We start from the raw sequence: 21378 nt of genomic DNA, 5'->3' as shown, positions 1-21378 counted from the left end.
ACGATGCCCGAGCAACCCCGCCCCGCCGTCGCCAAGGCACCGACCGGGCTCATCCCGAGCCTCGTCGGCATCCGCGGCTACCTCTCGCTCGTCGTGGTGGCCGTCCACCTCGCCCCGTTCGCGGTGGCCATGGTCCCGGTGACCGCAAGCTTCTTCCTGCCGGTCTGGCACCACGGCTACGTGGCCCTGGACCTGTTCTTCGTGCTCTCCGGCTTCGTCATCAGCTCGGGGTACGCGCGCACGTTCGCCCGGTGGCCGGGTCGCGCGACGTTCGGGAAGTTCCTCTGGGCCCGGCTCTCGCGCTTCTACCCGGTGCACCTGGCGGTCCTCGCCGCGATGGTCACCGCGGTGCTCGTCTCGCGTGCGGTGGGCCGGGAGATCCCGCACGGCGGCAACCTCACCTGGGACCTGTTCCGGCAGCTCACGCTGACCTCCGGCTGGGGCGGCGCGCACTCGCTGACCTGGAACGGCCCGGTGTGGTCGCTCTCCGCGGAGTGGGCCTGCTACCTCGTCCTCCCGGTGCTGCTGCCCCTGGTCCAGCGCCTGCGCTCCACCGCGGCCTGCGTCGTCGGCTACCTCGTCGCCTGCGCGATCCCGCTGGTCGTCTACTCGATCATCGGGTTCGACGACGGCACGATCACCTACGGGATGCCGCTGCCGCGGGCCTTCGGGGCGTTCCTCGCCGGGGCCGCGCTCTACCAGCTGACGACCGTGTCCGACCGGGTCCCCGCGTGGCTCGGCCGGGCCACCGGCCCGCTCGCCGTGGTCGCCTTCGTCGCGATCGTCGTGGCCGCGACCCTCGGGCACTCGACGCTGTTCGCGCTGCCGCTGGTCGGCCTCGTCGTCCCGGCCCTCGCGCAGCGGCGCGGTCTGCTCGACCACGCCCTGTCCACCCGGACCTCCATGATCGGCGGCGAGTACAGCGTCGCGCTCTTCCTGGTCCACGTGCCGTGGATCCTCGCGGCCTCGCTGCTGATCAACCCCCGGACGTTCCCCGGGCCCGTCCTGGGCACGCTGGGCATCGTGCTGCTGGTGCTCGGCGCGTTCGTGCTGGCGTGGCTGGCGTACGTCCTCGTCGAGCGGCCCGCCCAGAAGTGGATGCGCCGGCTCGTCAGGCGGGCCCCGGGCGCCCCGGCGAAACCCGTCGAGGAACGGGTCGAGTCCGCGGTCGAGCAGGCACCGGCCGGTGCCCGTCCGGGTGACGGTCGGTGAGATCGGCGAGCACCTCCTCCGACCGTGGCTGCCGGCCGGCGGCCCTGCTCGTCGCGTTCGAGCGGGCGACGGACGACCCGCGGTGGGGCGTGACCCGGGACGACCGCCGCCGGGCCGTCCTCGGCTGAGGTCACCGGACCGGGTGGCGTCGGGCCGCGTTCCCGACGGCGGCGGCAGCGGCTCGGCCAGGCTGGCGCGGTGAGGTCCCGCCCGCGCCACCGAGCGATCCGCGCGCTGGGGGTGCTGCTCGTGCTCGTCGCGTCCTGCGGGGCCGCGCCCGCCGACCGACCTCCCGGTGCGCCCGCCCCCGTCCCGGCCGCCGCGCCGCCGTCGGTCGCCCTGCCCCGGGCCGAGCCGGCCTGGGGCGTCGTCGACTCGACCTGCGCGCCGGAGCGGCTCGCGGCCCGGCCCGCCGGGGTCGACGTGGCGGTCGTCGAGGCCTTCTGGGACAGGTTCGAGCCGACACCGGACGCGGTGGACGCCGGCTACGCGGACGGTCTGCGGGCCACGGTCCAGCGCTGTCTCGACGCCGGAGTGCGCGTGGTCCTGGGCAGCGGGCTGCAGTACCCGCCCGCCTGGGTCCGCGCGCTGCCCGACGCCGCGGTGCGCGACCAGGCCGGCCGGACCCCGGACACGGGCGCGGTCGACACCGTCTTCTCCGCCGCCGTCGCAGCCGCGGCCGACGGCTACCTGCGCCGGCTGGTGGCGGCCGTGCCGGCGGACCGCCTGGTCGGCATCCGGCTCGGCACCTCGACCGCGGGCGAGCTCGGGCACCCGGGCCCCGAGGCCTCCGGCGCGGCGTTCGACAGCTGGTGGGCCTTCGGTCCGGCCCCGCAGCACGGGCAGGGCCTCGCGCCCGGCCAGGTCCCGTCGCCGCTGCCCGACTGGATCCCCGGACAGCGGACGTGGCAGGGCCGCGCCGTGACCCCGGACCAGGCCCGGAGCTGGTTCGACTGGTACTCCGGCGCCCTCGTGCGCGCCGTCGCCGACCGCGCGCGCTCGCTCCGGGCGGCGGGCTACCGCGGACCCGTGCACGTCCCCGCCGCCGGGCGCGGGGTGCTGCCCGCCGCGCTCGACGCCGCCGTCGCCGTCGTGCTCGACACGGCGGTCCGCGACGGGGCGCTGCGCCGCGGGCTCGACTACGTCGGCGACCTCCCGGCCCTGGCCGCCGCCGTGCCCGGTGCGGTCGTCGACCTCACCGGCCTCGACGACGCCACCGCCGTGCGTGCCCGCCGGCTCTCACCACCGCAGGACCGGTGTCGGCCGGGCGACGCCCAGGCGCTGGTGGGCCGGGACGCGGTGGTGGACACCTGGCCCAACCAGCGCGTGACGGCCGCGGCCGCCGCCCGGGCCGGGTTGCCCACGGTCGGCGAGAACCCCGGCCCGCCCGGCCCGACCACGGGTGGGACCGCGGACTCGGACAGCGAGGCCGACCAGCTGCGGTACGCCGTGTCCTACGCGCGCGGCTGCGGCCTCTCGGCGTTCCTCCTCGCCTTCGAGGACGACCTGTACACCGACCGCAGCGGCCTCACCCCGGCCGACTACGAGGCGGCGATCGGCGGCTGAGGTGCGACCGGCCCCGGAGGACTGCGCGTCGCGCACGTCGTCGGGGTCCGAGTCGGCCCGCAATCGCCGTGCGCTCCGCACACGATCGGCCCGGCCCATCTCGACCCCGCCGGCCGTGTGCGCGACGCGCTGTCCGAGGCTGCGTGGAGCGCCCTCGCAGACGGGGGACGGCTGCTCCGAGCAGGGGATTCACGCCCGGAGCATCGTGTGGGCCGTCCGCGTGGACCGACTGGGCCGTTCGATCGGCACCGCTCACGAGGTGTGCCATCCGGGCCCGGACGGCGCGATGGCAGGGATCGTGTCCTCCCTCCTGCACCCCGTCCGTCACGGACGAGCCCTCGTCGTCCTCCTCGCCCTGGTTCCCCTGCTGCTCGTCGGCCAGCGACCACCGACCGCGCACGCCGCCTCCGACCCCGCCTGGGGGCTCATGGCCTCCGGGTGCAGCTCCTCCGACATCGCCGCGAACCAGGCCGCCGGCATCGGCCTCGTCGAGGTCGAGGCGTACTGGGACCGCTGGCTGCCGACCTCGGCCACGGCCGAGAGCACCGACTACGTCAACGACCTCGCCGCCCGCATCAACGCCTGCCTGAACGCCGGCATCCGGGTCGTCCTCGGGACCGGGACGCAGTACCCGCCGTCGTGGGCGCGACAGCTCTCCGGTGCCACGTTCGTCGACCAGAAGGGCAACACGCCGAACACCGGTGCGCTCGACACCGTCTTCTCGGCCGCCGCCCGGTCCGCGCAGAACGACTACCTGAAGCGCATCGTCGCGAAGCTGCCGGTGTCCCGGCTCGACGGCATCCGGGTCGGCACCAGCACCGCCGGCGAGATCGGCTTCCCCGGGCCGAACGAGTCCGGCACGGGCTTCCTGCAGAGCTACTGGGCCTACGGCGCCGACGCCCAGCAGGGCACCGGCCTCGCCGCCGGCACCCCGAAGACCCCGATGCCCGGGTGGATCCCCGGCGCGAAGACCTGGAACGGCAAGGCCGTCACGGCGTCGGCCGCCCAGAACTGGTTCCTCTGGTACGAGCGCTCCCTGCTCTACGCGATCAAGGACCAGGCCGACACGCTCCGGACGGCGGGCTACTCCGGCGCCGTGCACGTCCCCTCGCCCGGCAAGGGCGTCCTGCCCGCCGACCTCACCTCCGCGACCAACGCGCTGCTGAACGGCACCGGCGACCGCGACGGCTCGCTGGGCCGCGGCCTCTACTACGTCGACCAGTTCCCGGTCATGGCGGGCAACATCGCGAGCACCGTCGTGGTCGACCTGACCGGCGTCGACGACGCCACCGCCGTCACCGCGCGGGGACTCAACCCGTCGCAGGACACGTGCCAGTCGAACGATGCGACCACCAGCACGCAGACCTCGACCAACGTCGCGAGCTGGTCCAACCTGCGCTTCGCCCGGGCCCAGGCCGCGCGGGCCGGGCTCGCCGCCGTCGGGGAGAACCCGGGCCCGCCCGCGGCGCAGACCGGGGGCACGTCGAACTCCGACTCCGAGGCCGAGCAGATCCGCCGCAGCCCCGGCTACGCCCGCGGATGCGCGCTGGCCGCGTTCTTCCTGGCCTTCGAGGACGTGCTCGACGACCCGTCGTCGGGATCGACCCGCCAGGACTACGTCGACGCCGTCACAGGCGCGAGTTAGCCGCAACCGGACGCTCACCCACCGTGATCTGGCACCGTGACGTCCGAACCGATCCCGAGGAAGGGTGCCAGGGGTGTTCGCACGGCGGGTCATGGTGGTGGGGACGGGCTACGTCGGGCTGACGACGGGGGCCTGTCTGGCGTCGTTGGGTCACGAGGTGGTCTGCGCGGACATCGACGCGGGCAAGGTGGAGCGCCTGCGGCGCGGTGTGGTGGACATCGTGGAGCCGGATCTGGCGGAGCTGGTCTCCGAGCAGACCTCGGCGGGGCGGTTGTCGTTCGTGGTCGGCGCGGGGGCGGCGCTGGGTGCGTTCGAGGACTCCCGGCCGGCGGAGGTGTTGTTCCTCTGCGTGCCGACGCCGATGGGCGCGGGCGGGGTGGCCGACCTGCGCGCGGTGGAGTCGGTCATCGAGGAGGTCGGCGCCGAGCTGGCGGCGGGCACCGTGGTGGTCAACAAGTCGACGGTGCCGGTGGGCACGGCGGCGCGGACCGCGGAGCTGCTCGAGCGCACCGACGTCGCGGTGGTGTCGAACCCGGAGTTCCTGCGGGAGGGGTCGGCGGTCAAGGACTTCCTGGGGCCGGACCGGATCGTGGTCGGCTCGGACAACCAGGACGCGGCCGAGCGAGTCGCGGCGCTGTATGCGCGTCTGGGTGCTCCGACGGTGCTCACCGACGCGGCGTCGGCGGAGCTGATGAAGTACGCCGCGAACTGCTTCCTGGCGATGAAGCTGTCGTACGTCAACGCGATGGCCGAGCTGTGTGAGCGGGTCGGGGCGGACATCGGGGACGTGACCGAGGGGATCGGCTACGACCGGCGGATCGGGCAGGCGTTCCTCTCGCCCGGTCCGGGCTGGGGCGGGTCGTGCCTGCCGAAGGACACGCACGCGCTGTTGCAGGTGGCGGACTCGGCGGACTTCGAGTTCCGGTTGCTGCGGGCGACGATCGACACGAACACCCGCCAGCGGCAGCGGATCGTGGACAAGGTGCGCCTGGCGGTGACCGGGAAGCGGACGGGGTCGCTGTCGCGGGTGCGGCTGGCGCTGCTGGGGTTGACGTTCAAGGCCGGCACCGACGACCTGCGTGACTCCCCGGCGTTGGCGATCGCGGCGCTGCTGCGCCAGGCCGGCGCGGAGCTGGTGGGTTTCGACCCGGCGTTCGTGGAGGGCAAGGACGGGGCGGCGCCGCCGACCGAGATCGACGGGGTGCCGTTGGCGGCGGACGCGGTGTCGGCGGCCCAGGGCGCCGAGGCGGTGCTGGTGCTCACCGAGTGGCCGATGTTCCGCACGCTGGACTGGTCGGTGATCGCGACCGCGGTGAAGCGCCCGATCGTGATCGACACCCGCAACATCGTCGACCCGGCCACCCTGCGCCGGGCCGGCCTCACCGCCGTCGGCCTCGGCCGCCGCGGGGACGGGGACGTCGCGGAGTAGGCCTCCGACCGGCACGAACGGCACTCTCGCAGCATCTCGGTGCGCGAGAGTGCCGTTCGTTCAGGAGTGGATCGCCTCGAACAGCTCCTGCTGGGCCGTCACCAGCGCGCGCAGCTCGCCGGACGCCGTCGGGCCGAACCCGACGACGGGCTCGCCCCGGTCGATGCCCGCGACCGCGGCGTCGCAGAAGGCGTCGAGGTCGGCCCCGTGGCTCGACCCGCCCAGGCCGGTCGCCACGGCCGGAGGCATCAGCTCCACCACCCGCACCGCGGTGTCCGCCAGCGACGCGCGCAGGATCAGCGCGTAGTGGTGCAGTGCCGCCTTCGACGCGCTGTAGAGCGGGGCGAACGGCTGCGGGACCACGGCCCCACCGGACGTCACCTCCACGACCGTCGCCGGTCGGCCGTGGGCGAGCATCGTCGGGACGAGCAGGGAGTCCAGGTGGACGGGACCCGCGAGCAGCGTGTCGATCTCGGCCTGGCGCTCGGGCCACGCGGCGTCGTCCGCGGCCAGCCCGATCCGCCGCTGCCCGCCGGCGTTCTGGACGACGAGGTCGAGCCCCGGCATCGCCGCCCGCACGTGCGCGGCGAGCGCCGCGCGGTCGTCGGGGCGGGCCATGTCGGCCACGACCGTCTCCAGCCCGGACGCTGCGGCGTCCGCCAGTCCGGCGGTCGAGCGGGCCGTCACGATCACCCGGTCGCCGCGGGCGCGGAACCGGGTCGCGAGTCCGAGGCCGATGCCGCGCCCGCCGCCGGTGACCAGGACCTGCCGTGTTGTCATGTCACCACCGTCCCACGGGGGAGGTTGACATGACAACGCCGCTCGACGACGGCGAGCTCGCGCTCTGGCACGCCTTCAAGCGGGCGGGTGAGGCGGTCCGGTCCGCGGTCGCCGAGGACATCACCCGCGCGACCGGCCTGTCCGACCCCGACTACGGCATCCTCACGCGCCTCGACGACGCCGGCGGGCGCCTGCGCCAGCACGAGCTCGCGGCCTCGATGGGGTGGCACCGCAGCCGGCTGTCGCACCAGCTCACGCGCATGGCCGACCGTGGACTCGTCGCACGGACCGAGGTCGACGGCGGCGTGGAGGTCGCCGTCACCGCTGCCGGGGCGGAACGGGCCTCGGCCGCCCGACCGGTGCACGCGGCCGCGGTCCGCGCCCACCTCCTCGACCGCCTTCCCGACGACGGCCGTGCCCGTCTCGCGGCGCTCCTGGCGGCTCTCGTGGAGCGCCCCTGACCGGCACTCTCACAGCATCGATGTGCGCGAGAGTGCCGTTCGTTCAGGAGGCGGTGGGCGCCGGCGACGCCCGCAGCACCTCCGCGATCGGGGTGGCCGGGCGGCCGACGAGGTCCGCCAGCGTCGGGTCGGCCGGGGCGAAGTCGCCGCGTGCCGCGGCCGGGAAGAAGCCGAGCAGCAGGTCCGCCGCGTGGTCCGGCACGCCCCGGCCGACCAGGACCTCCCGGTACTCGGCGGGCTCCACGACGACCCGGCGGATCGTCCGGGCGGTGAGCTCGCCGAGCGCGGCCGCGACCTGGGAGAAGTCCACCGCCTCCGGGCCGGTGAGCGGGGCGGTCGGCCCGTCGGGGGCGCCGTCGACGAGCAGGCGCGCGGTCGCGGCCGCCAGGTCCTCGCGCGTGGTCCAGGCGACCGGCCCGTCGTCGGGAAGGCGCAGTTCCCCGGTGCTCGCGGCGTCGGCCAGGAACATCGGGACGGTGTTCGCGTAGAAGCCGTTGCGCAGGGACGTCCAGGCCGCCCCGCACCCGGCGAGGATCTCCTCCGTCGCGGCGTGGTCGGCCGCTGCGGCGAACGGGGAGTCGGGACGCGCACCCTGGTGTGCGGTGTAGAGCACGCGGTCCGCCCCGGCGCCGACGGCGGCCTCGATCGCGGCCCGGTGCTGCGCGACCCCGTCCGGGCCGAGCGTGTTCGCGCTGACGACGAGCACCTGGTCGGCGCCGGAGAAGGCGTCGGTGAGCGTGGCCGGCTCGGTGAAGTCGCCCCGACGGACCCGGACGCCGCGGTCGGTCAGGTCCTGCGCCTTCGCGGGGTCGCGGACGCTCGCCCCGACCTCGCCCGCGGGCACCAGCTCGAGCAGGCGGTCGACGACGAGGCGGCCCAGGACGCCGGTGGCGCCGGTGACGACGATCATCAGGTTCTCCTTATCGCTGTTAGCGTCTTGAAGCTAGCAGCGGAAACAGCAAGACGCTAACCGGATACTGTTATCGTCGCTACCGTGGAGCCCCGGGAGCGGATCGTCGCGGCGGCGGCGCGGCTGCTCGAGGACGCCGGCGAGGACGCCGTGTCGACGCGCGCGGTGAGTGCCGCCGCCGGCGTGCAGGCACCCACGATCTACCGGCTGTTCGGGGACAAGCAGGGTCTGCTCGACGCCGTGGTCACGCACGGGTTCGAGGAGTACCTGGCCGCGAAGACCGTGCGGGCGCCGAGCGACGACCCGGTCGCCGACCTCCGCGCCGGCTGGGACCTCCACGTCGGGCTCGCCCTCGAACGCCCCGCGCTCTACCGCCTGATGTACGCCCGCCCACAGGCCGCCGGGTACTCGCCGGCGGCGCGCTCCGCTTTCGGCGAGCTCGCGGCGCTGATCCACCGCATCGCCGCGGCCGGGCGGTTACGTGTTCCCGAGGGACGGGCGGTCGGCATGGTGCACAGCGCGGGATCCGGGGTCGCCCTGTCGCTCATCGCGGTGCCGCCGGAGAAGCGCGACGACGGGTTGTCCCACGCCGCGTGCGAGGCCGTCGTCGCGGCGATCACCACGGACCCGGTCCCGACGGCGGGTGCGGGTCCCGTCGCCGCCGCCCTCACGCTCCGGGCGTCGGTGGACGAGCTCGACGTCCTCACCGACGCCGAGCGCGCGCTGCTGGGGGAGTGGCTGGACCGGGTGGCCGCGCCCTGATCCGCATGAGCGGCACCTTCGCAGCGTCTACGTGCGCGAGAGTGCCGTTCGCTCGGAACGGGGAGCGCCCACGAAGCGCCCCGGCGTGACCCCGAGCAGGCGACGGAAGTGCCGCGTCAGGTGGGCCTGGTCGTGGAAGCCCGCCTCGACCGCCACCCGCGCCGCGGGCAGCCCGGCCAGCAGGAGGCGGCGCGCAACCTCCACACGCCGGCCGACGAGGTAGCGGTGCGGCGGCAGTCCGAACTCGGCGGAGAACGCCTTGACCAGGTGGTTCGGGGTGACGTGGAGTGCGGCGGCGGCGTCGTCGAGGGCCAGGCCGTCGACGACGTGGGCGTCGAGCAGGTCCCGCAGGCCGGCGGCCGCGCGCGGATCCCGCACCGACCCGGCGTCCGGAACGCCGCCGCCGAGGTGGGTGGCGAGCCGGTCGGTGATCACGGCCAGCCCGGAGCTCGCCGCGAGCTCGTCGCCCGGGCGCTCGAGCACCCGGTGCAGGCGGTCCACGGCGGCGCGCAGGACGTCGTCGACGACGGCGGGCCGGTCGACGGCGCGTCCGACGAGCCCGTCGGGGAAGTCGGACAGGTAGAGCACCCGCTTGCGGAAGCCGCCCGCCGTGGCCGAGCGCCCGTCGTGCGCCACCCCCGGCGGCAGCAGCGTCACCGCGCGGCCGAGGGCGCCGTGTTCGGCGCGGTCCAGGTCGTAGCGGACGGCGCCGGCGTCGACGACGAGCAGCGTCCACGTCGCGTGGGTGTGCAGCGGGTAGGCGTGCTCGACGAACCGGGCGTGGAAGACCTCCTCGATGCCCCGGACCCCCGGGTTCCACGCCCGCACCTGCTCCGGACCCACCCCAGGAACGTACAAGAACCGCGGCCCGGTCCCGTCCGATCGTGGGCGCCATGAGCCGTCGTTTCGACACGAAGATCGTGGTGGTCGTCCGCGACGACCTCGCCGGGTGGCAGCGCAGCAACGTCGTCGCCTTCCTCGCGAGCGGGATCGCGGCGACCGTGCCCGAGCTGATCGGGGAGCCGTACGCCGACGCCGACGGCACCGTCTACGCGCCGATGTTCCGCCAGCCCGTGGTGGTGCTGGAGGGCGACGCCACGACGGTCCGCGCGGCGCACCGACGGGCCGTGGACCGCGGCCTGCGCGTGCCGGTGTTCACCGCGGATCTCTTCGCCACCGGGGGCGACGAGGAGAACCGGGCGGCGGTCGCGGCGGTGGCCCGGGACGAGCTGGACCTGGTCGGCGTGGCCGTGCATGCACAGCGCAACGCCGCGGACAAGATCACGAAGGGGGCGCGGATGAGCCGCTGACCGGTGCGTCGAGTGGCACGTGGGGCAGGTCCGCGGGCCGGCGGACCTGCCTGGTGCAGCCCTCGCGGTGGTGGGCGGCGCGGTCCACAGGGGGCGCTCAGCCCGCGGCCGGTTCCACGGCGTGGACCTCCAGCCCGTCCGGGACGCCCTTGAGGTCGAGGCGCCGCCGCCGGCGGGTCGAGACGGTCCGGGCGTCGAGCCGCCCGAGGACCTCGCCGCTGACGAGGATCTCGTCGGCCCGGGCGGCGTCGCCGAGGCGGGCGGCCACGTTCACGGCGATGCCGAGGTAGTCCCCGCCGACCCGGCGCGGTCGCCCGACGTGCAGGCCCGCCCGCATCCGGGGCGACCAGCCGTCGACGTGCAGCGCACCGAGGCGGCGGCGCGCCTCCAGTACCGCCTCGAGGGCGGCGCGCGGGTCGGCGAAGGCCACCATCAACCCGTCGCCGAGGCGCTTGACCACGGTGCCCGCCCGCTCGGTCATCGGTGGCTCCCACGCCTCACCGACGCGGCGCAGGACCCGGAGCACCTCGTCGTCGCCGGCCTCGAGCGACCAGCGGGAGAACTCGACGAGGTCGGTGAACACGAGTGTCACCTCGTGGTCGCCCCCGCCGCGCCCGACCCGCTCGAGCACCGACTGCCACAGCTGCACCCCGCCGAGGCCGAGCTCCCGCACGACGCCGGGGCGGTCGCCGGTCAGCCCGACGATCGCCCGTCCGGCGGCCTCCGTGTGGCGGGCCCCGCCGAGGGAGAGCGGGTCGCCGAAGTGGGCGTCGCCGGGCAGCACGTCACGCAGCCGTCTGACCGCCCGCTGCAGCGCGGGGGAGCGGTCGAGCTCGCGGGCCCGGGCGGCGCCGCGGACGGCGGCCAGCCGGAACCGCTCGGCCCGCGACGGGGCCGAGCCGTCGGCAACGGGGAGATCGTCGGGACCGGTCACCTCAGCAGCCCTTCGAACACCTGGCGGTCGACCGCCTCGACGAGGTCCTCGAGCGGCATGCGGCCTGGGCGGTACCACTCGATGAGCGAGTTCACCGTGCCCGAGAGCAGGCGCGCGGCGACGACCGGATCGACGTCGGTGCGCACGCGGGCGACCAGCGCGGCGATCTCCTGGTCGAACTCCCGCCTGCGGGCGAGCGCCCAGCGTTCGGTCTCGGTGTTGCCGCGCAGGCGGAGCAGCAGGGTCACGTACGGCAGCTCCGTGCCCAGCACCTCGACCTGACGCCGCACGATGTGGCGCAGCCGGTCCACCGGCTCGCCGGTGGTGGCCCCGGGCTCGGCGAGGACGCCGAACAGCCCGTCGAGGGCCCGGTCGAGCGCGGCGCGCAGCAGCGCCTCCTTGCCCGAGACGTGGTGGTAGAAGGACGACTTCGTGATCCCGGCGGCCCGGGAGAGGTCCTCCATGCTGGTCGCGTCGTACCCGCGCTCGTTGAACGCGCGCGCCGCGACCTCGACCAGGGACGCGAGCGTGTACGGCTCGGCGCGGCCGGGCCGTCCCGCGCGATCGCTCCGCTCGTCACTGGCCATGATCCGGGGACCCTACGAGACCCTGGCGCCGCGCGACCGGATGGTCGACGCTGTCGGCCGGGACGGGTGTCACCGGTCACGGTCCGCTGCTATCGTGGCGTCCGACCGAACGATCGTTCGGCGCTCACTCCCGGGGAGAGGCCATGACGACGACCACGGGCGCGCCGCAGCTCGCCCCGGCCGGTGACCACCGCAACGCCACCCGCACGATCGGCGCCCCCCTGGCCCGGGCCCTCGCCGTGGCACCGGACGCGACGGCCGTGGTGTGCGCCGGGGTCGAGCTCACCTACGCCGAGCTCGGCGCGCGCGTCCGGCACCTCGTCGGCGCCCTCGCGGCCCTCGGGCTCGAGCGGGGCGACCGGGTGGCGGTCCTGGGCGCCAACGGCCAGCGCTACCTGGAGCTCTACCTCGCCGTGCCGGCCGCGGGCCTCGTGATCGTGCCCCTCAACACCCGGCACTCCGACCCCGAGCGCTGCTACGCGATCGCCGACTCGGGGTCGCGCGTGCTGATCACGGACCGGGCCGTCGCCGGGGTGGACGCCGGCGTGCGGGTGGTGGACCTGGAGACCGAGTACGACCGGCTCCTCGCCGACGCCCCCGAGGTGCCGATCCCCGACGGGGAGGACGCGCCCGCCGAGCACGACCTCGCCGGCATCTTCTACACCGGTGGCACGACGGGCGCGGCCAAGGGCGTGATGCTGACCCACGGCAACCTCGTCGCGAACGCCTTCCACTTCATGGCGTGCTGGCCGTTCACCGAGGACACCCGGTTCATGGTCGTCGCGCCGATGTTCCACGCCGCGGGCACGATCGGTGCCCTCGCGACGATCTGGGCCGCCGGCACCCAGGTGATCGTGCCGGCGTTCACCCCGGCCGGCGTGCTCGACGTCGTCGAGACCGAGCGGGTCACGGCGACCCTCGTCGTCCCGACGATGATGGACGCGCTCGCCGTCGAGCAGCGCGAGCGTCCGCGGGACGTGTCGTCGCTGCGCTGGCTCTCCCACGGCAGCTCGCCCGCCGCCCGGGAGCTGCTGCGCCGCACCCATGCGACGTTCCCGACCGCGTCGATGCTGCACATCTACGGCCTCACCGAGACCTCGCCGATCGTGACGCTGCACCCCGACGAGCAGCTCCGGCTCGACTCCCCGCGCGCGATGTCCTGCGGGCGACCCGCGGTGGGGGTCGAGGTGCGCATCGAGGACCCGGTCGAACGGACGACGCTGCCGAGCGGAGAGGTCGGGGAGGTCGCGATCCGCGGGGCGAACGTGACCCCGGGCTACTGGCACAAGCCGGAGGAGACCGCGAAGGTCCTCGACGGCGGGTGGTTCCGCTCCGGCGACCTGGGCTACCTCGACGACGCCGGCTACCTGTTCCTCGTCGACCGCGCCAAGGACATGATCGTCTCCGGCGGCGAGAACGTGTACTCCGCCGAGGTGGAGAACGCGCTCTACTCCCACCCGGCGGTCGTCGAGGCGGCGGTCTTCGGCGTTCCCGACGACCGGTACGGCGAGGCCGTGCACGCCACCGTCCAGGTCCGCACGACGGTCACCGCCGACGAGCTCGTCGCCCACTGCCGGCTGACGATCGCGGGCTACAAGGTGCCGCGCACGGTGGAGCTGCGCGACGACCCGCTGCCGAAGTCGGGCGCCGGGAAGATCCTCAAGCGGACCCTGCGCGACGCGTTCTGGGAGGGGCGGGAGAGCAAGCTGTTGTGACTGCGTCAGGTGAGCACTATTCCGTGCTCTGGCACGGAATAGTGCTCACCTGAGCGAAGCTCACCTGGCCAATCGCGGCAGCAGCGCCGACGCCACCGTGATCATCACCGCCGCGGCGATCACGAGGACGCCGAAGCACAGCCCGAGCCGTGCGGGGGTGCCCACGAGCAGCCCGCGCAGGGCCTCGACCTCGTAGCTCAGCGGGTTGACGTGGTTGATCACCTGCAGCCAGCCCGGCATCACGTCGACCGGGTAGAGCGCGTTCGAGGCGAAGAACAGCGGCATCGTGATGGCCTGGCCGATGCCCATCAGCCGGTCCCGGGAGAGCACCACGCCGGCCAGCGTGATCGACAGGCAGCAGAAGAACGCCGACCCGAGCACCACGACGACGGCGGCCCCCAGCAGCTTCAGCGGGTTCGCCGTCATCCCGACGCCGAGCAGCAGCGCGATCACGACGACGACGAGCGCCTGCACCAGCGCGCGGATGCCGGCGGCGAACGCCTTGGACGCCACGAGGGCGACCCGTGGGGTGGGCGTGACCAGCAGTTTCGCGAGCACGCCGGCATCGCGCTCCCAGATGACCTGGATGCCGTAGAAGATCGCGATGAACAGCGCGGACTGCGCGAGGATCCCGGGGGCGAGGAAGTCCAGGTAGGGCGTGCCGCCCGTGGGGATCGCGTGCAGACGGCTGAAGGTCGTGCCGAACACGACCAGCCACAGCGCGGGCTGGACGGTCCGGGTGACCAGCTCGGTGCGGTCGTGGCGCAGCTTCTGCAGCTCGACCAGGCACATCGCGCCGACGCGTCGCAGCAGCAGGGCGATCTCGCCGGTCGGCGAGGAGCGCTCAGCCGACGCGGCGGGCGGTGCGGCGGGCAGCACGGACATCGCGCATTCCTCCTGCTTCCAGGGTGTCGCCGGTGTGGTGGCGGAACACGTTCTCGAGGGTGGCGTCGGGGCCGATCGCGGCCGTGAGCTCGGCGGGCGTGCCCTCGGCGCGGAGCCGGCCGCGGTGCATGAGGGCGACCCGGTCGCAGTGCAGCTCGGCCTCCTCCATCGCGTGGGTGGTGACGAGCACGGTCATGCCGTTCGCGCGCCGCACCTCGTGGATGCGGTCCCACACCCCGGAGCGGGCGACCGGGTCGAGCCCGACGGTCGGCTCGTCGAGCACGAGCACCCGCGGCGCGCTGACGAGCGCCTGGGCGAGCTCGAGGCGGCGGACCATGCCGCCGGAGTAGGTCGAGGCGGTGCGGTCGGCGGACTCGGACAGCCCCATCGCGTCGAGGACCGCGTCCACGGCCTCGGCGCGGCCGCGGCGCGGGACGTCGAAGAGGCGGGCGAACAGCGCCACGTTCTCGCGCCCGGTCAACGTGCCGTCGGCGGAGAGCTGCTGGGGGACGTACCCGAGCAGCCGGCGGACCCGTCGTCGGGACCGGACGACGTCGAGCCCCTCGACCAGCACCGTGTCCGGCGGCGCGGGCAGCAGCGTGGTGACCACACGCAGCGTCGTGGTCTTGCCGGCGCCGTTCGGGCCGAGCAGGCCGAAGACCTCACCCGGTTCCAGGGACAGGTCGACGCCGTCGACCGCGACGTGATCGCCGAAGGCGTAGTGCAGGTCCTTCACCAGGACGGGGTTCACTCAGGCTCCCTCCACCGCGTCGAGCAGGCGTTCCAGAGCGGGGACGGCCGCCTCGAGGGCGGCCCGGTCGGCGTCGGGCAGGCGGCGCAGGGCGTCCTCGACGAGCTCGCCCCGCGCCGCGCGCCAGTGCCGCAGGCGGGCGCGGGCGGCGTCGGTGAGGTCGAGCCGGACCGCACGCCGGTCGGCCGGGTCGGTCCGGCGCTCCAGGTGGCCGTCGGCGACGGCGGCGCGCACCGCGGTGGAGACCGTGTTCTCCGCCAGGCGCAGCCGCCGGGCCACGGTCCCGATCCCGGCGCCCGGCAGCTCCTCGACGGTGCGGAGCAGCTCGACGCGGCCCGCGGGCAGGTGCTCCACCCCGAGCCGCTCCCGGGTGCGGCGCCGGATCGCCCGCCGGACCGCCGTCATCGCCGGCAGGAGCCGGTCGGCGAGGGCGGGGGCGAGTACCACGTCAGTAATTTAGCTCTGCTACAGAGACAAGTCGAGTCGTGGGCCATACCGGGGGCCGTTCCGATCGGCCGGGCGCGTCTCTACGCTCGCCGTGGGAGCGGACCACGACGAGGAGGCCCCGCGTGCACCAGCACCTCGAGGTGCGGATCGGCGCCTGCCCGGACTACGTCTGGGCCGTGCTGACCGACGTCGCCCGGTGGCCGGACCTCTCGCCCGCGCTGCGCGCGGTGGAGCCCTTCGACGGGGGGCCGCTCGTGGTCGGCGGCGGGGTGCGGGTGCGCCAGCGCCACCTGCCCGACCGCGACTGGCGCGTCACCGAGCTGCGCCCGCACCGCGGGTTCACCTGGCACGGCACGGGCCTCGGCTCGGCGTCGTCGTTCCGGGTGCGGCTCGGGCGCTCGGCCCAGGGGCGGGGCACCGACCTGGTGGCCGACCTCGACCGCTCCGGCTGGGTCGGCAGCACGCTCGGCGCGGTGACCGCGTCGAGGACGGCGGCCCACCTCGACGATCTGCTCGACGGCCTGCGCCGACGCTGCGAGGCCGGCCAGGGCCGAGCGGAGCGACGGGGGACCGCGCCGGATGCGACGGCCCAGCTCGAGGCGGTGACGGCAGCCCGTCCGCGGTCCTGAACCGGTCGTTTCCGGGTACACCGCCGGGGTGCACCTCGTCCCCGGCCCCCGTCAGGTCGCCCGCGAAGCGCGGATGCTCACGTCCGCGCCCCGCGGGCTGCTCGCGCTCGGTCGCATCTGGGCCCTGCCCGGGGTGCGGGTCAACCACCGCGAGGAGCCGGGCGACCCGGTGACGGACGCCCCGCCGCCGCTGCCCACCCCCGGCCCGCGCGACCAGACCCTGCTCGACGGGCACGGGCCGATGCTGCACCGCGTCTTCACCGTCCACGTCCCCGACGCCCGGCTCGGTCCGCTCGAGCTCGTCGCCGTGCTGGTCGCGGACATCAACGCGGCGATGATCCCCGGCGCGGCCCGCTTCGACCGCGTCACCGGCTCCGCCCACGCCCTGACCGTCGGCGACGAGTACGTCGTCCGGATCCCGGGGCCCTGGGACGGGCCGGTGCGCGTGGTCGACCGCACCGACCAGACGCGGCGCTCGTCGTTCCGGCTCGCCACCCTCGAGGGGCACGTCGAGGCCGGGCAGATCGAGTTCGCGGCCGAGGGTGCCGGCGACGAGGAGGGCGGCGACACCGCCCTGCAGTTCAGCATCACCACCTGGGCCCGCGCCGGGGACGTCCTCGCCGACCTGATGTACAACCGCCTCCGGCTCGCGAAGAACCTGCAGTTCCAGCTCTGGGTGCACTGCTGCGTGCGCGCGGCCGAGCTCGCCGGTGGCGAGCCGGAGGGCGGCGTGGAGGTCGTCACCCGCACCGTCGAGTGGTCCGACGAGCTCGCGCGGATGTTCTCGGCGGCCGGGTAACACCGGCGGCCCGGCGGACGAACTCACGGGTGGCCCCGGCGGGCCGCGGGACCCCCGACCTCGCGGCCCACCGGGGCCGTCGTCGTCCCCGGCGCGCCTGCGTGTGATGACGCACCGGTCGACCTAGCCTCGATCGGGTGTCCACCGGTCGAGTCCGCGTGCCCGTCCCGGGCGCCGTCGTCGGCGTCGTCATCGCGTTGTGCGCCGTGCTGCTGCTCAAGTGGCTGGCGATCGTCGCCCTGGTCGGGTGGGGCGCGGCCCTGCTCGTGCGCTGGGCCTGGCGTCGCCACCGCGGGGAGGCCGCCCCGGTCCTCGACGCGGGACTCGACGTGCTGCTCCCCGCGCCGCGCGCGGAGGCCCCGGTGCTGCCCGACGAGGACTGCACGTGGTGCGGCCTCGTCGGCGGGCACCGCGACCTGCGCGGTCGGCTGGTCCGCCCGCGCCACGCGCACGCGGCCTGACCCGACGTCGACGAGCGCCGGGACCGCCGCGTCCGGTGTCGGATTCCGCCGATCCCGCGATCCGGACCCCCGGGCCGCGAGCATCCGCCGGGCACCCTGGGCGGCACGTTCCGCCGCACCGGGGAGGTCCACCATCAGAGCCGTCCGCTTCGCCGAGTACGGGGGTCCCGAGGTCCTGCACCTCGCCGACGTGCCGCCGCCGCACGCCGGACCGGGCCGGATCCGCATCGCGGTGGCCGCCGCCGGGGTGAACGCCCTGGAGTGGAAGCTGCGCGCCGGCCAGCTCCGCGACGTCCGCCCGCTGGAACTGCCGAGCGGCACCGGCGGCGACGCCGCGGGCCGGGTCGACGAGGTGGGGGAGGGCGTTACCGACGTCGTCCCGGGGGACACGGTCTTCGGGTCCGGCACCGACACCTACGCCGAGCACGCGGTCCTGACGTCGTGGGCGCCGGTCCCGCCCGGCGCCTCCGTCGTGGAGGCGGCCGGCTGGCCGACCCCGTTCGAGACCGGGCTCCGGGTGCTCGAGGTCCTCACCGCCCCGCCCGGCGCCACGGTCGTCGTCAACGGGGCGGCCGGAGGCGTGGGGTCGGTGGTGGTCCAGGTGGCCCGCGCCCGCGGCGTGCGGGTGGTGGGGGTGGCCGGCGCCGACAACCAGGACCACCTCGCCGCCCTCGGCGCCGTCCCCACGACCTACGGGCCCGGGCTGCGCGAGCGGGTCGCGGCCCTCGCCCCCGACGGGGTGGACGCGGCGTTCGACGTCGCCGGCTCTGGCGTGATCCCGGAGCTGGTCGCGCTCACCGGCGACCCGTCGCGGGTCGTCTCCATCGCGGACTTCTCGGCGCCGCGGTACGGCGCCCTCGTCTCGACCGGGGTCGGGAGCGACCGGGCCGCGGCCCTGCGCGAGGGCGCCCGCCTCGTCGCGGCCGGCTCCCTCGTCCTCCCAGTCACGGCCACCTACCCGCTGGACGGGGCCGCGGCGGCCCAACGACGGAGCGCCACGGGCCACGGCCGCGGCCGGCTGGTGGTCACGGTGCCGTGACCGGACCTCACGTCACGTCGTCGTAGTCGCTTCCCGACGGCGGGTCGACGACGCGGGTCGGTGCGGCGCTCCGGGCGGGCTCGAGCGACGTCGGCGCCACGGGGGCGGAGGCGGCCACCGTGCTCGCCGACGCCCCGGAGGACGCCATGGGCGACGGCCCGGCCTCGTCGTCGGCGAGCCCCTGCCAGGGTGAGGCCTTCGCGAGCCGCCGGTCGTGGACCCGGCAGATCTGCGCGGCGATCTCGAAGAGCACGGTCAGCGAGCAGCCGAGGGCGAGCATCGAGAACGGGTCCTGGCCGGGCGTGACGACCGCCGCGAACACGAAGATCGCGAAGATGAGCCCGCGCCGCCACGCCTTGATCGTCGCGTAGGGGAAGATGCCGACCCGGTTCAGCATGATCATGAGCAGGGGCAGCTCGAAGCTGACGCCGAAGATCACGAGCAGCGTGATGAGCAGGCTGAAGTAGTCGTCGCCGCGCAGGGCCGTGATCTGGATGCCGCCGCCGACGGTGACGAGGAAGTACAGCGCCTTGGTCAGCACCAGGTAGGCCATCACGGCGCCGCCGACGAAGAGCACCGTCCCGGTGCCGATGAACACCCGCGCGAACCTGCGCTCGTGGGCGTGCAGCCCGGGGGTGATGAAGCCCCACAGCTGGGAGAGCCAGACCGGGCTGGAGAGCACGACGCCGGCGGCGACCCCCACCTTGATGAGCAGGGTGAGCTGTTCGAACGGGGCGAAGGCGACGAGCTGGCAGCGGTTCGGGTCGCCGAGGGTCAGCCGGGCGCCCGGGGGCAGCGCGCAGTAGGGCTCGGTCAGCAGCTCGCCGAGCGAGGGCAGCCCGAAGATGTGGAACTGGTACCAGAGGACCCCGATGATCGTGCCGAGCAGGATCGCGATGACCCCGATCATCAGCCGGCGCCGCAGCTCGTGGATGTGCTCGAGCAGCGTCATCGTGCCGTCGGGGTTGCCGGCACGCGGCCGCAACCAACGGGGGACCTGCATCCACGACGGGCGTGCCACGGCCGATCAGCCTACGGGCGTGGTGTGTATCCCCCGTGACCCGGGAGCGCCAGCCGTACGAGCAGGGCGCGGTGGTCGCTGCCCGGCAGGTCGAGCACCTCCAGCGACCGCGGGCGCGGGCCGGAGCCGTCGGGAGCCGTCCGGGTCAGCACGTGGTCGATCTGCGTGCCCAGCCACCGGGGGACCGCGGCGTTCCACGTACCGACGAGCGAGCCACCGGTCGCGCTGCCCGCGTCCGTGCAGCCCGCCGTGCCCGCGCGGAAGGCGGAGTGGTCCGCCGAGGCGTTGAGGTCGCCGACCACCATCGCCGGGCCGGGCGCGGCGCACCAGCGCTGCAGCATCTCCAGCTCGCCCGGCCAGTACGCGATCCACTGCGGGACCACCGACACCAGGTGCACGGCCACGAGCCGGGTCGGCCCGAGGATGCCGCCGGTCACCTCGGCCCAGGGGTAGCGGGTACCGCCGTCGAGCCGCCGGGCGGTGAGGTCCCCCGCCCGCGGCGAGCTCGCCACGACGATCCCGCGCACCTCCGCGGCCGACGGCGGCACGTTCGTCCAGGTCCGCCAGCCCGGGAGGAGCCCGGCCAGGGCGCGGCGCATCCGGTCGCCGGCCTCGGGCAGCACCACGAGGTCGGCGCCCGCTCCGAGCGCCGTCGCCGCGATGGCCCGCGGGTCCGCGTGGCCCTCGAACGAGTTGAGTTCCAGGACCGTGAGCTCGGTGCCGCCCGCCGGCGGGGCGGGGTCGGGGATCGCCCGCGGGATGACCAGCGCGACGGCGAGCACGGCCACCGCGAGCACGGGGGCGAGCACCGGCCACCACCGTGGGCGCAGCGCCACCAGGCCCACCCCGAGCACCCACGCCCCGACGGCGAGCGGCAGGCGCAGGGCCGCGAACACCGCGAAGGGCAGCACGCGGTCGATCCCGAGCAGGTCGGGCAGGAGCACCAGGACGGCGAGCACGAGGGCCGCGGCCGCACCGAGCAGGCGCCGCCTCCGGCCCGCCGCCGGCGGCGGCGAGGGCACCCGGTGCCACGGGGCGGCGGCCGGGCGGGAGCTCCAGGGCCGGTCCGCCCCGTCCTCGCGATCGGCGGACCGCCCGGGGGAGGCTGGTCGCGCGGTCGTGGACATCGTCGTCGAGCCTAGGAGAGGGACGTCCGAGGGCCGTGAGACGACTCGACCGTGCAGGAAGGGATGAACGAACCGCACGAATGGGTAATGCTGGTCTTCCGGCAGAGAGGTGGAACGACACGGTGGGGGATCGACGAGCGGCGGCAGAGGTGTTCCCCCTGCCCGACGGCATCGACTGGCGCGGCGTGGGGGACAGCGACGCGGACTCCGTGGAACTGAAGATGCTGCTCACCCTCGACGGTGAGCCGGTCCCCACCGAGACCACCCGCCGCCGCGGTGCCCGCCGGATCTACCTGCTCGACACCCCCGACCTCGACCTGTGCGGGGTGGGGGTCCACGTCCGGGTCCGCCGCCGTGGTCCGCGGCGCTTCGACCTCGTGGTCCGGGTCCGCGACCGGGACCGGGTCACCGGCCGCCGCGGCCCGGAGGAGGCGCGGGTGGAGCTCGACGTGCTGCCCGGCAACCTGCTCCGCACGACCGAGCTGCGGCGCACCGTCGACCCCGACGCCGCGGTCGCCTGCTTCGAGGACGGCGCCCCGCCGGCGGCCCTGCTCTCGGGCGCCCAGCGCCGCTGGCTGCGCACCCTGCTGCCGGAGGGCATGTCGGAGTCGGTGCTCGACGACCTCGTCCTGCACGGCCCGCTCACCACCCATCGCTACCGGGTCCCGCGGTCGCGGTTCACCGTCGGCCGGGCGTTCCTGGAGCACTGCCGCTACCCCAGCGGGCTGGAGCTGCGCGAGCTGTCGGTCAAGTGCCGCCCGGCCGACGCGCCCCGGGCGGCCGTCGCGCTGGCCCGGTTCCTCGCCGACCACCGCATCCAGGTCGCCCGGGGGCACCGCACGAAGACCGCGCTGTGGCTCGAGGAGATCCGGGACAGCCGGGCCGGGGTCTGACCCCGAGCCGACCGC

The 21378-nt window shown here is 75.2% G+C and carries 24 protein-coding genes; 14 read left to right on the top strand and 10 right to left on the bottom strand.

The features are described from left to right. The first annotated feature begins 3 nt into the window (after positions 1-3). The 5 genes from QSK00_RS00935 (at position 4) to QSK00_RS00915 (ending at position 5852) form a co-directional block, all read left to right on the top strand. Entirely contained in the window at positions 4-1212 is a 1209-nt protein-coding gene (locus QSK00_RS00935; RefSeq protein WP_285586527.1) for an acyltransferase family protein, read from the top strand. Further along, entirely contained in the window at positions 1209-1340 is a 132-nt protein-coding gene (locus QSK00_RS00930) for a hypothetical protein (protein ID WP_285586525.1), read from the top strand. Before QSK00_RS00935 ends, QSK00_RS00930 begins: the two co-directional genes overlap by 4 nt. A gap of 70 nt (positions 1341-1410) precedes the next feature. Then, entirely contained in the window at positions 1411-2778 is a 1368-nt protein-coding gene (locus QSK00_RS00925; RefSeq protein WP_285586523.1) for an alpha-amylase family protein, read from the top strand. A gap of 286 nt (positions 2779-3064) precedes the next feature. Continuing rightward, positions 3065-4423, top strand: a complete 1359-nt coding sequence (locus QSK00_RS00920) for a hypothetical protein (protein WP_285586522.1) — start codon at positions 3065-3067, stop codon at positions 4421-4423. Between the two features lie 73 nt (positions 4424-4496). Beyond that, positions 4497-5852, top strand: coding sequence for a UDP-glucose dehydrogenase family protein (locus QSK00_RS00915; RefSeq protein WP_285586520.1), 1356 nt, complete (start codon positions 4497-4499; stop codon positions 5850-5852). A gap of 60 nt (positions 5853-5912) precedes the next feature. On the opposite strand, the gene QSK00_RS00910 is transcribed toward QSK00_RS00915, so the two are convergent. Continuing rightward, positions 5913-6632 carry an SDR family NAD(P)-dependent oxidoreductase gene (locus tag QSK00_RS00910; protein WP_285586518.1) on the bottom strand — a complete coding sequence of 240 codons (720 nt, stop codon included), beginning with the start codon at positions 6630-6632 and terminating at the stop codon, positions 5913-5915. A 29-nt stretch (positions 6633-6661) separates the two neighbouring features. On the opposite strand from QSK00_RS00910, the gene QSK00_RS00905 reads away from it, so the two are divergent. After that, positions 6662-7093: a MarR family winged helix-turn-helix transcriptional regulator gene (locus QSK00_RS00905; protein ID WP_285586515.1), complete on the top strand. Its 432-nt coding sequence runs from the start codon at positions 6662-6664 to the stop codon at positions 7091-7093. Positions 7094-7136: 43 nt separating this feature from the next. On the opposite strand, the gene QSK00_RS00900 is transcribed toward QSK00_RS00905, so the two are convergent. After that, on the bottom strand, positions 7137-8003 hold the full coding sequence (locus tag QSK00_RS00900; protein WP_285586514.1) for an NAD(P)H-binding protein: 867 nt from the start codon (positions 8001-8003) through the stop codon (positions 7137-7139). 84 nt (positions 8004-8087) lie between these two features. On the opposite strand from QSK00_RS00900, the gene QSK00_RS00895 reads away from it, so the two are divergent. Continuing rightward, entirely contained in the window at positions 8088-8765 is a 678-nt protein-coding gene (locus QSK00_RS00895; protein WP_285586513.1) for a TetR/AcrR family transcriptional regulator, read from the top strand. 27 nt (positions 8766-8792) lie between these two features. Here the strand turns inward: QSK00_RS00895 and QSK00_RS00890 are convergent, their stop codons facing one another. Further along, entirely contained in the window at positions 8793-9608 is an 816-nt protein-coding gene (locus QSK00_RS00890) for an AraC family transcriptional regulator (protein WP_285586512.1), read from the bottom strand. A 50-nt stretch (positions 9609-9658) separates the two neighbouring features. On the opposite strand from QSK00_RS00890, the gene QSK00_RS00885 reads away from it, so the two are divergent. Continuing rightward, positions 9659-10075: a DUF2000 family protein gene (locus QSK00_RS00885; protein ID WP_285586510.1), complete on the top strand. Its 417-nt coding sequence runs from the start codon at positions 9659-9661 to the stop codon at positions 10073-10075. A gap of 97 nt (positions 10076-10172) precedes the next feature. Here the strand turns inward: QSK00_RS00885 and QSK00_RS00880 are convergent, their stop codons facing one another. Continuing rightward, positions 10173-11009 (bottom strand): adenylate/guanylate cyclase domain-containing protein, encoded by an 837-nt coding sequence (locus QSK00_RS00880; protein WP_285586508.1) that lies wholly within the window; start codon positions 11007-11009, stop codon positions 10173-10175. After that, positions 11006-11596, bottom strand: coding sequence for a TetR/AcrR family transcriptional regulator (locus QSK00_RS00875; protein WP_285586507.1), 591 nt, complete (start codon positions 11594-11596; stop codon positions 11006-11008). Before QSK00_RS00875 ends, QSK00_RS00880 begins: the two co-directional genes overlap by 4 nt. A 143-nt stretch (positions 11597-11739) precedes the next feature. Here QSK00_RS00875 and QSK00_RS00870 point away from each other — a divergent pair, with 143 nt between their 5' ends. Continuing rightward, positions 11740-13311: a class I adenylate-forming enzyme family protein gene (locus QSK00_RS00870; protein ID WP_285586505.1), complete on the top strand. Its 1572-nt coding sequence runs from the start codon at positions 11740-11742 to the stop codon at positions 13309-13311. Between the two features lie 60 nt (positions 13312-13371). On the opposite strand, the gene QSK00_RS00865 is transcribed toward QSK00_RS00870, so the two are convergent. The 3 genes from QSK00_RS00865 to QSK00_RS00855 are packed head-to-tail and all read right to left on the bottom strand — an operon-like array spanning position 13372 to position 15394. Beyond that, positions 13372-14196, bottom strand: a complete 825-nt coding sequence (locus QSK00_RS00865) for an ABC transporter permease (RefSeq protein WP_285586503.1) — start codon at positions 14194-14196, stop codon at positions 13372-13374. Further along, positions 14156-14947: an ABC transporter ATP-binding protein gene (locus tag QSK00_RS00860; RefSeq protein WP_285586498.1), complete on the bottom strand. Its 792-nt coding sequence runs from the start codon at positions 14945-14947 to the stop codon at positions 14156-14158. The genes QSK00_RS00865 and QSK00_RS00860 overlap by 41 nt, the downstream gene beginning before the upstream one ends. Beyond that, the gene (locus QSK00_RS00855; RefSeq protein ID WP_285586496.1) at positions 14948-15394 is read right to left on the bottom strand and encodes a MarR family winged helix-turn-helix transcriptional regulator; all 447 of its coding nucleotides are present in this window, start codon (positions 15392-15394) and stop codon (positions 14948-14950) included. It abuts the gene before it with no gap. A 122-nt stretch (positions 15395-15516) separates the two neighbouring features. Here QSK00_RS00855 and QSK00_RS00850 point away from each other — a divergent pair, with 122 nt between their 5' ends. The 4 genes from QSK00_RS00850 to QSK00_RS00835 all read left to right on the top strand — a co-directional run bounded on the left by QSK00_RS00850 (position 15517) and on the right by QSK00_RS00835 (position 18322). Continuing rightward, a complete protein-coding gene (locus QSK00_RS00850) occupies positions 15517-16023 on the top strand; it encodes an SRPBCC family protein (protein WP_285586494.1) in 507 nt (168 codons plus the stop codon). Between the two features lie 28 nt (positions 16024-16051). Then, the gene (locus QSK00_RS00845; RefSeq protein WP_285586492.1) at positions 16052-16822 is read left to right on the top strand and encodes a DUF1990 family protein; all 771 of its coding nucleotides are present in this window, start codon (positions 16052-16054) and stop codon (positions 16820-16822) included. A gap of 137 nt (positions 16823-16959) precedes the next feature. Beyond that, on the top strand, positions 16960-17283 hold the full coding sequence (locus tag QSK00_RS00840; protein WP_285586490.1) for a hypothetical protein: 324 nt from the start codon (positions 16960-16962) through the stop codon (positions 17281-17283). 133 nt (positions 17284-17416) lie between these two features. Then, a complete protein-coding gene (locus tag QSK00_RS00835; RefSeq protein ID WP_285587899.1) occupies positions 17417-18322 on the top strand; it encodes an NADP-dependent oxidoreductase in 906 nt (301 codons plus the stop codon). A 7-nt stretch (positions 18323-18329) separates the two neighbouring features. On the opposite strand, the gene tatC is transcribed toward QSK00_RS00835, so the two are convergent. Further along, positions 18330-19325: a twin-arginine translocase subunit TatC gene (tatC, locus tag QSK00_RS00830; RefSeq protein ID WP_502872006.1), complete on the bottom strand. Its 996-nt coding sequence runs from the start codon at positions 19323-19325 to the stop codon at positions 18330-18332. Positions 19326-19354: 29 nt separating this feature from the next. Then, complete coding sequence (locus QSK00_RS00825) at positions 19355-20470, bottom strand: endonuclease/exonuclease/phosphatase family protein (protein WP_285586486.1); 1116 nt, start codon at positions 20468-20470, stop codon at positions 19355-19357. A 149-nt stretch (positions 20471-20619) separates the two neighbouring features. Between QSK00_RS00825 and QSK00_RS00820 the strand changes: the two genes are divergently transcribed. Next, the gene (locus tag QSK00_RS00820) at positions 20620-21363 is read left to right on the top strand and encodes a hypothetical protein (protein ID WP_285586483.1); all 744 of its coding nucleotides are present in this window, start codon (positions 20620-20622) and stop codon (positions 21361-21363) included. Positions 21364-21378 lie beyond the last annotated feature (15 nt).

It is taken from the genome of Actinomycetospora sp. NBRC 106378 (assembly GCF_030269685.1).
GTDB lineage: Bacteria > Actinomycetota > Actinomycetes > Mycobacteriales > Pseudonocardiaceae > Actinomycetospora.
Note: the sequence above shows the minus strand (reverse complement) of the source record. Positions and strands in the feature narration are given on the sequence as shown.

Excerpts from the sequence above, each read along its gene's own strand:
- tatC (WP_502872006.1), bottom strand. The coding sequence starts at position 19,325 with ATGCAGGTCCCCCGTTGGTTGCGGCCGCGTGCCGGCAACCCCGACGGC.
- QSK00_RS00900 (WP_285586514.1), bottom strand. The coding sequence starts at position 8,003 with ATGATCGTCGTCACCGGCGCCACCGGCGTCCTGGGCCGCCTCGTCGTC.
- QSK00_RS00885 (WP_285586510.1), top strand. The coding sequence starts at position 9,659 with ATGAGCCGTCGTTTCGACACGAAGATCGTGGTGGTCGTCCGCGACGAC.
- QSK00_RS00910 (WP_285586518.1), bottom strand. The coding sequence starts at position 6,632 with ATGACAACACGGCAGGTCCTGGTCACCGGCGGCGGGCGCGGCATCGGC.
- QSK00_RS00920 (WP_285586522.1), top strand. The coding sequence starts at position 3,065 with ATGGCAGGGATCGTGTCCTCCCTCCTGCACCCCGTCCGTCACGGACGA.
- QSK00_RS00905 (WP_285586515.1), top strand. The coding sequence starts at position 6,662 with ATGACAACGCCGCTCGACGACGGCGAGCTCGCGCTCTGGCACGCCTTC.
- QSK00_RS00875 (WP_285586507.1), bottom strand. The coding sequence starts at position 11,596 with ATGGCCAGTGACGAGCGGAGCGATCGCGCGGGACGGCCCGGCCGCGCC.
- QSK00_RS00935 (WP_285586527.1), top strand. The coding sequence starts at position 4 with ATGCCCGAGCAACCCCGCCCCGCCGTCGCCAAGGCACCGACCGGGCTC.
- QSK00_RS00825 (WP_285586486.1), bottom strand. The coding sequence starts at position 20,470 with ATGTCCACGACCGCGCGACCAGCCTCCCCCGGGCGGTCCGCCGATCGC.
- QSK00_RS00865 (WP_285586503.1), bottom strand. The coding sequence starts at position 14,196 with ATGTCCGTGCTGCCCGCCGCACCGCCCGCCGCGTCGGCTGAGCGCTCC.
- QSK00_RS00870 (WP_285586505.1), top strand. The coding sequence starts at position 11,740 with ATGACGACGACCACGGGCGCGCCGCAGCTCGCCCCGGCCGGTGACCAC.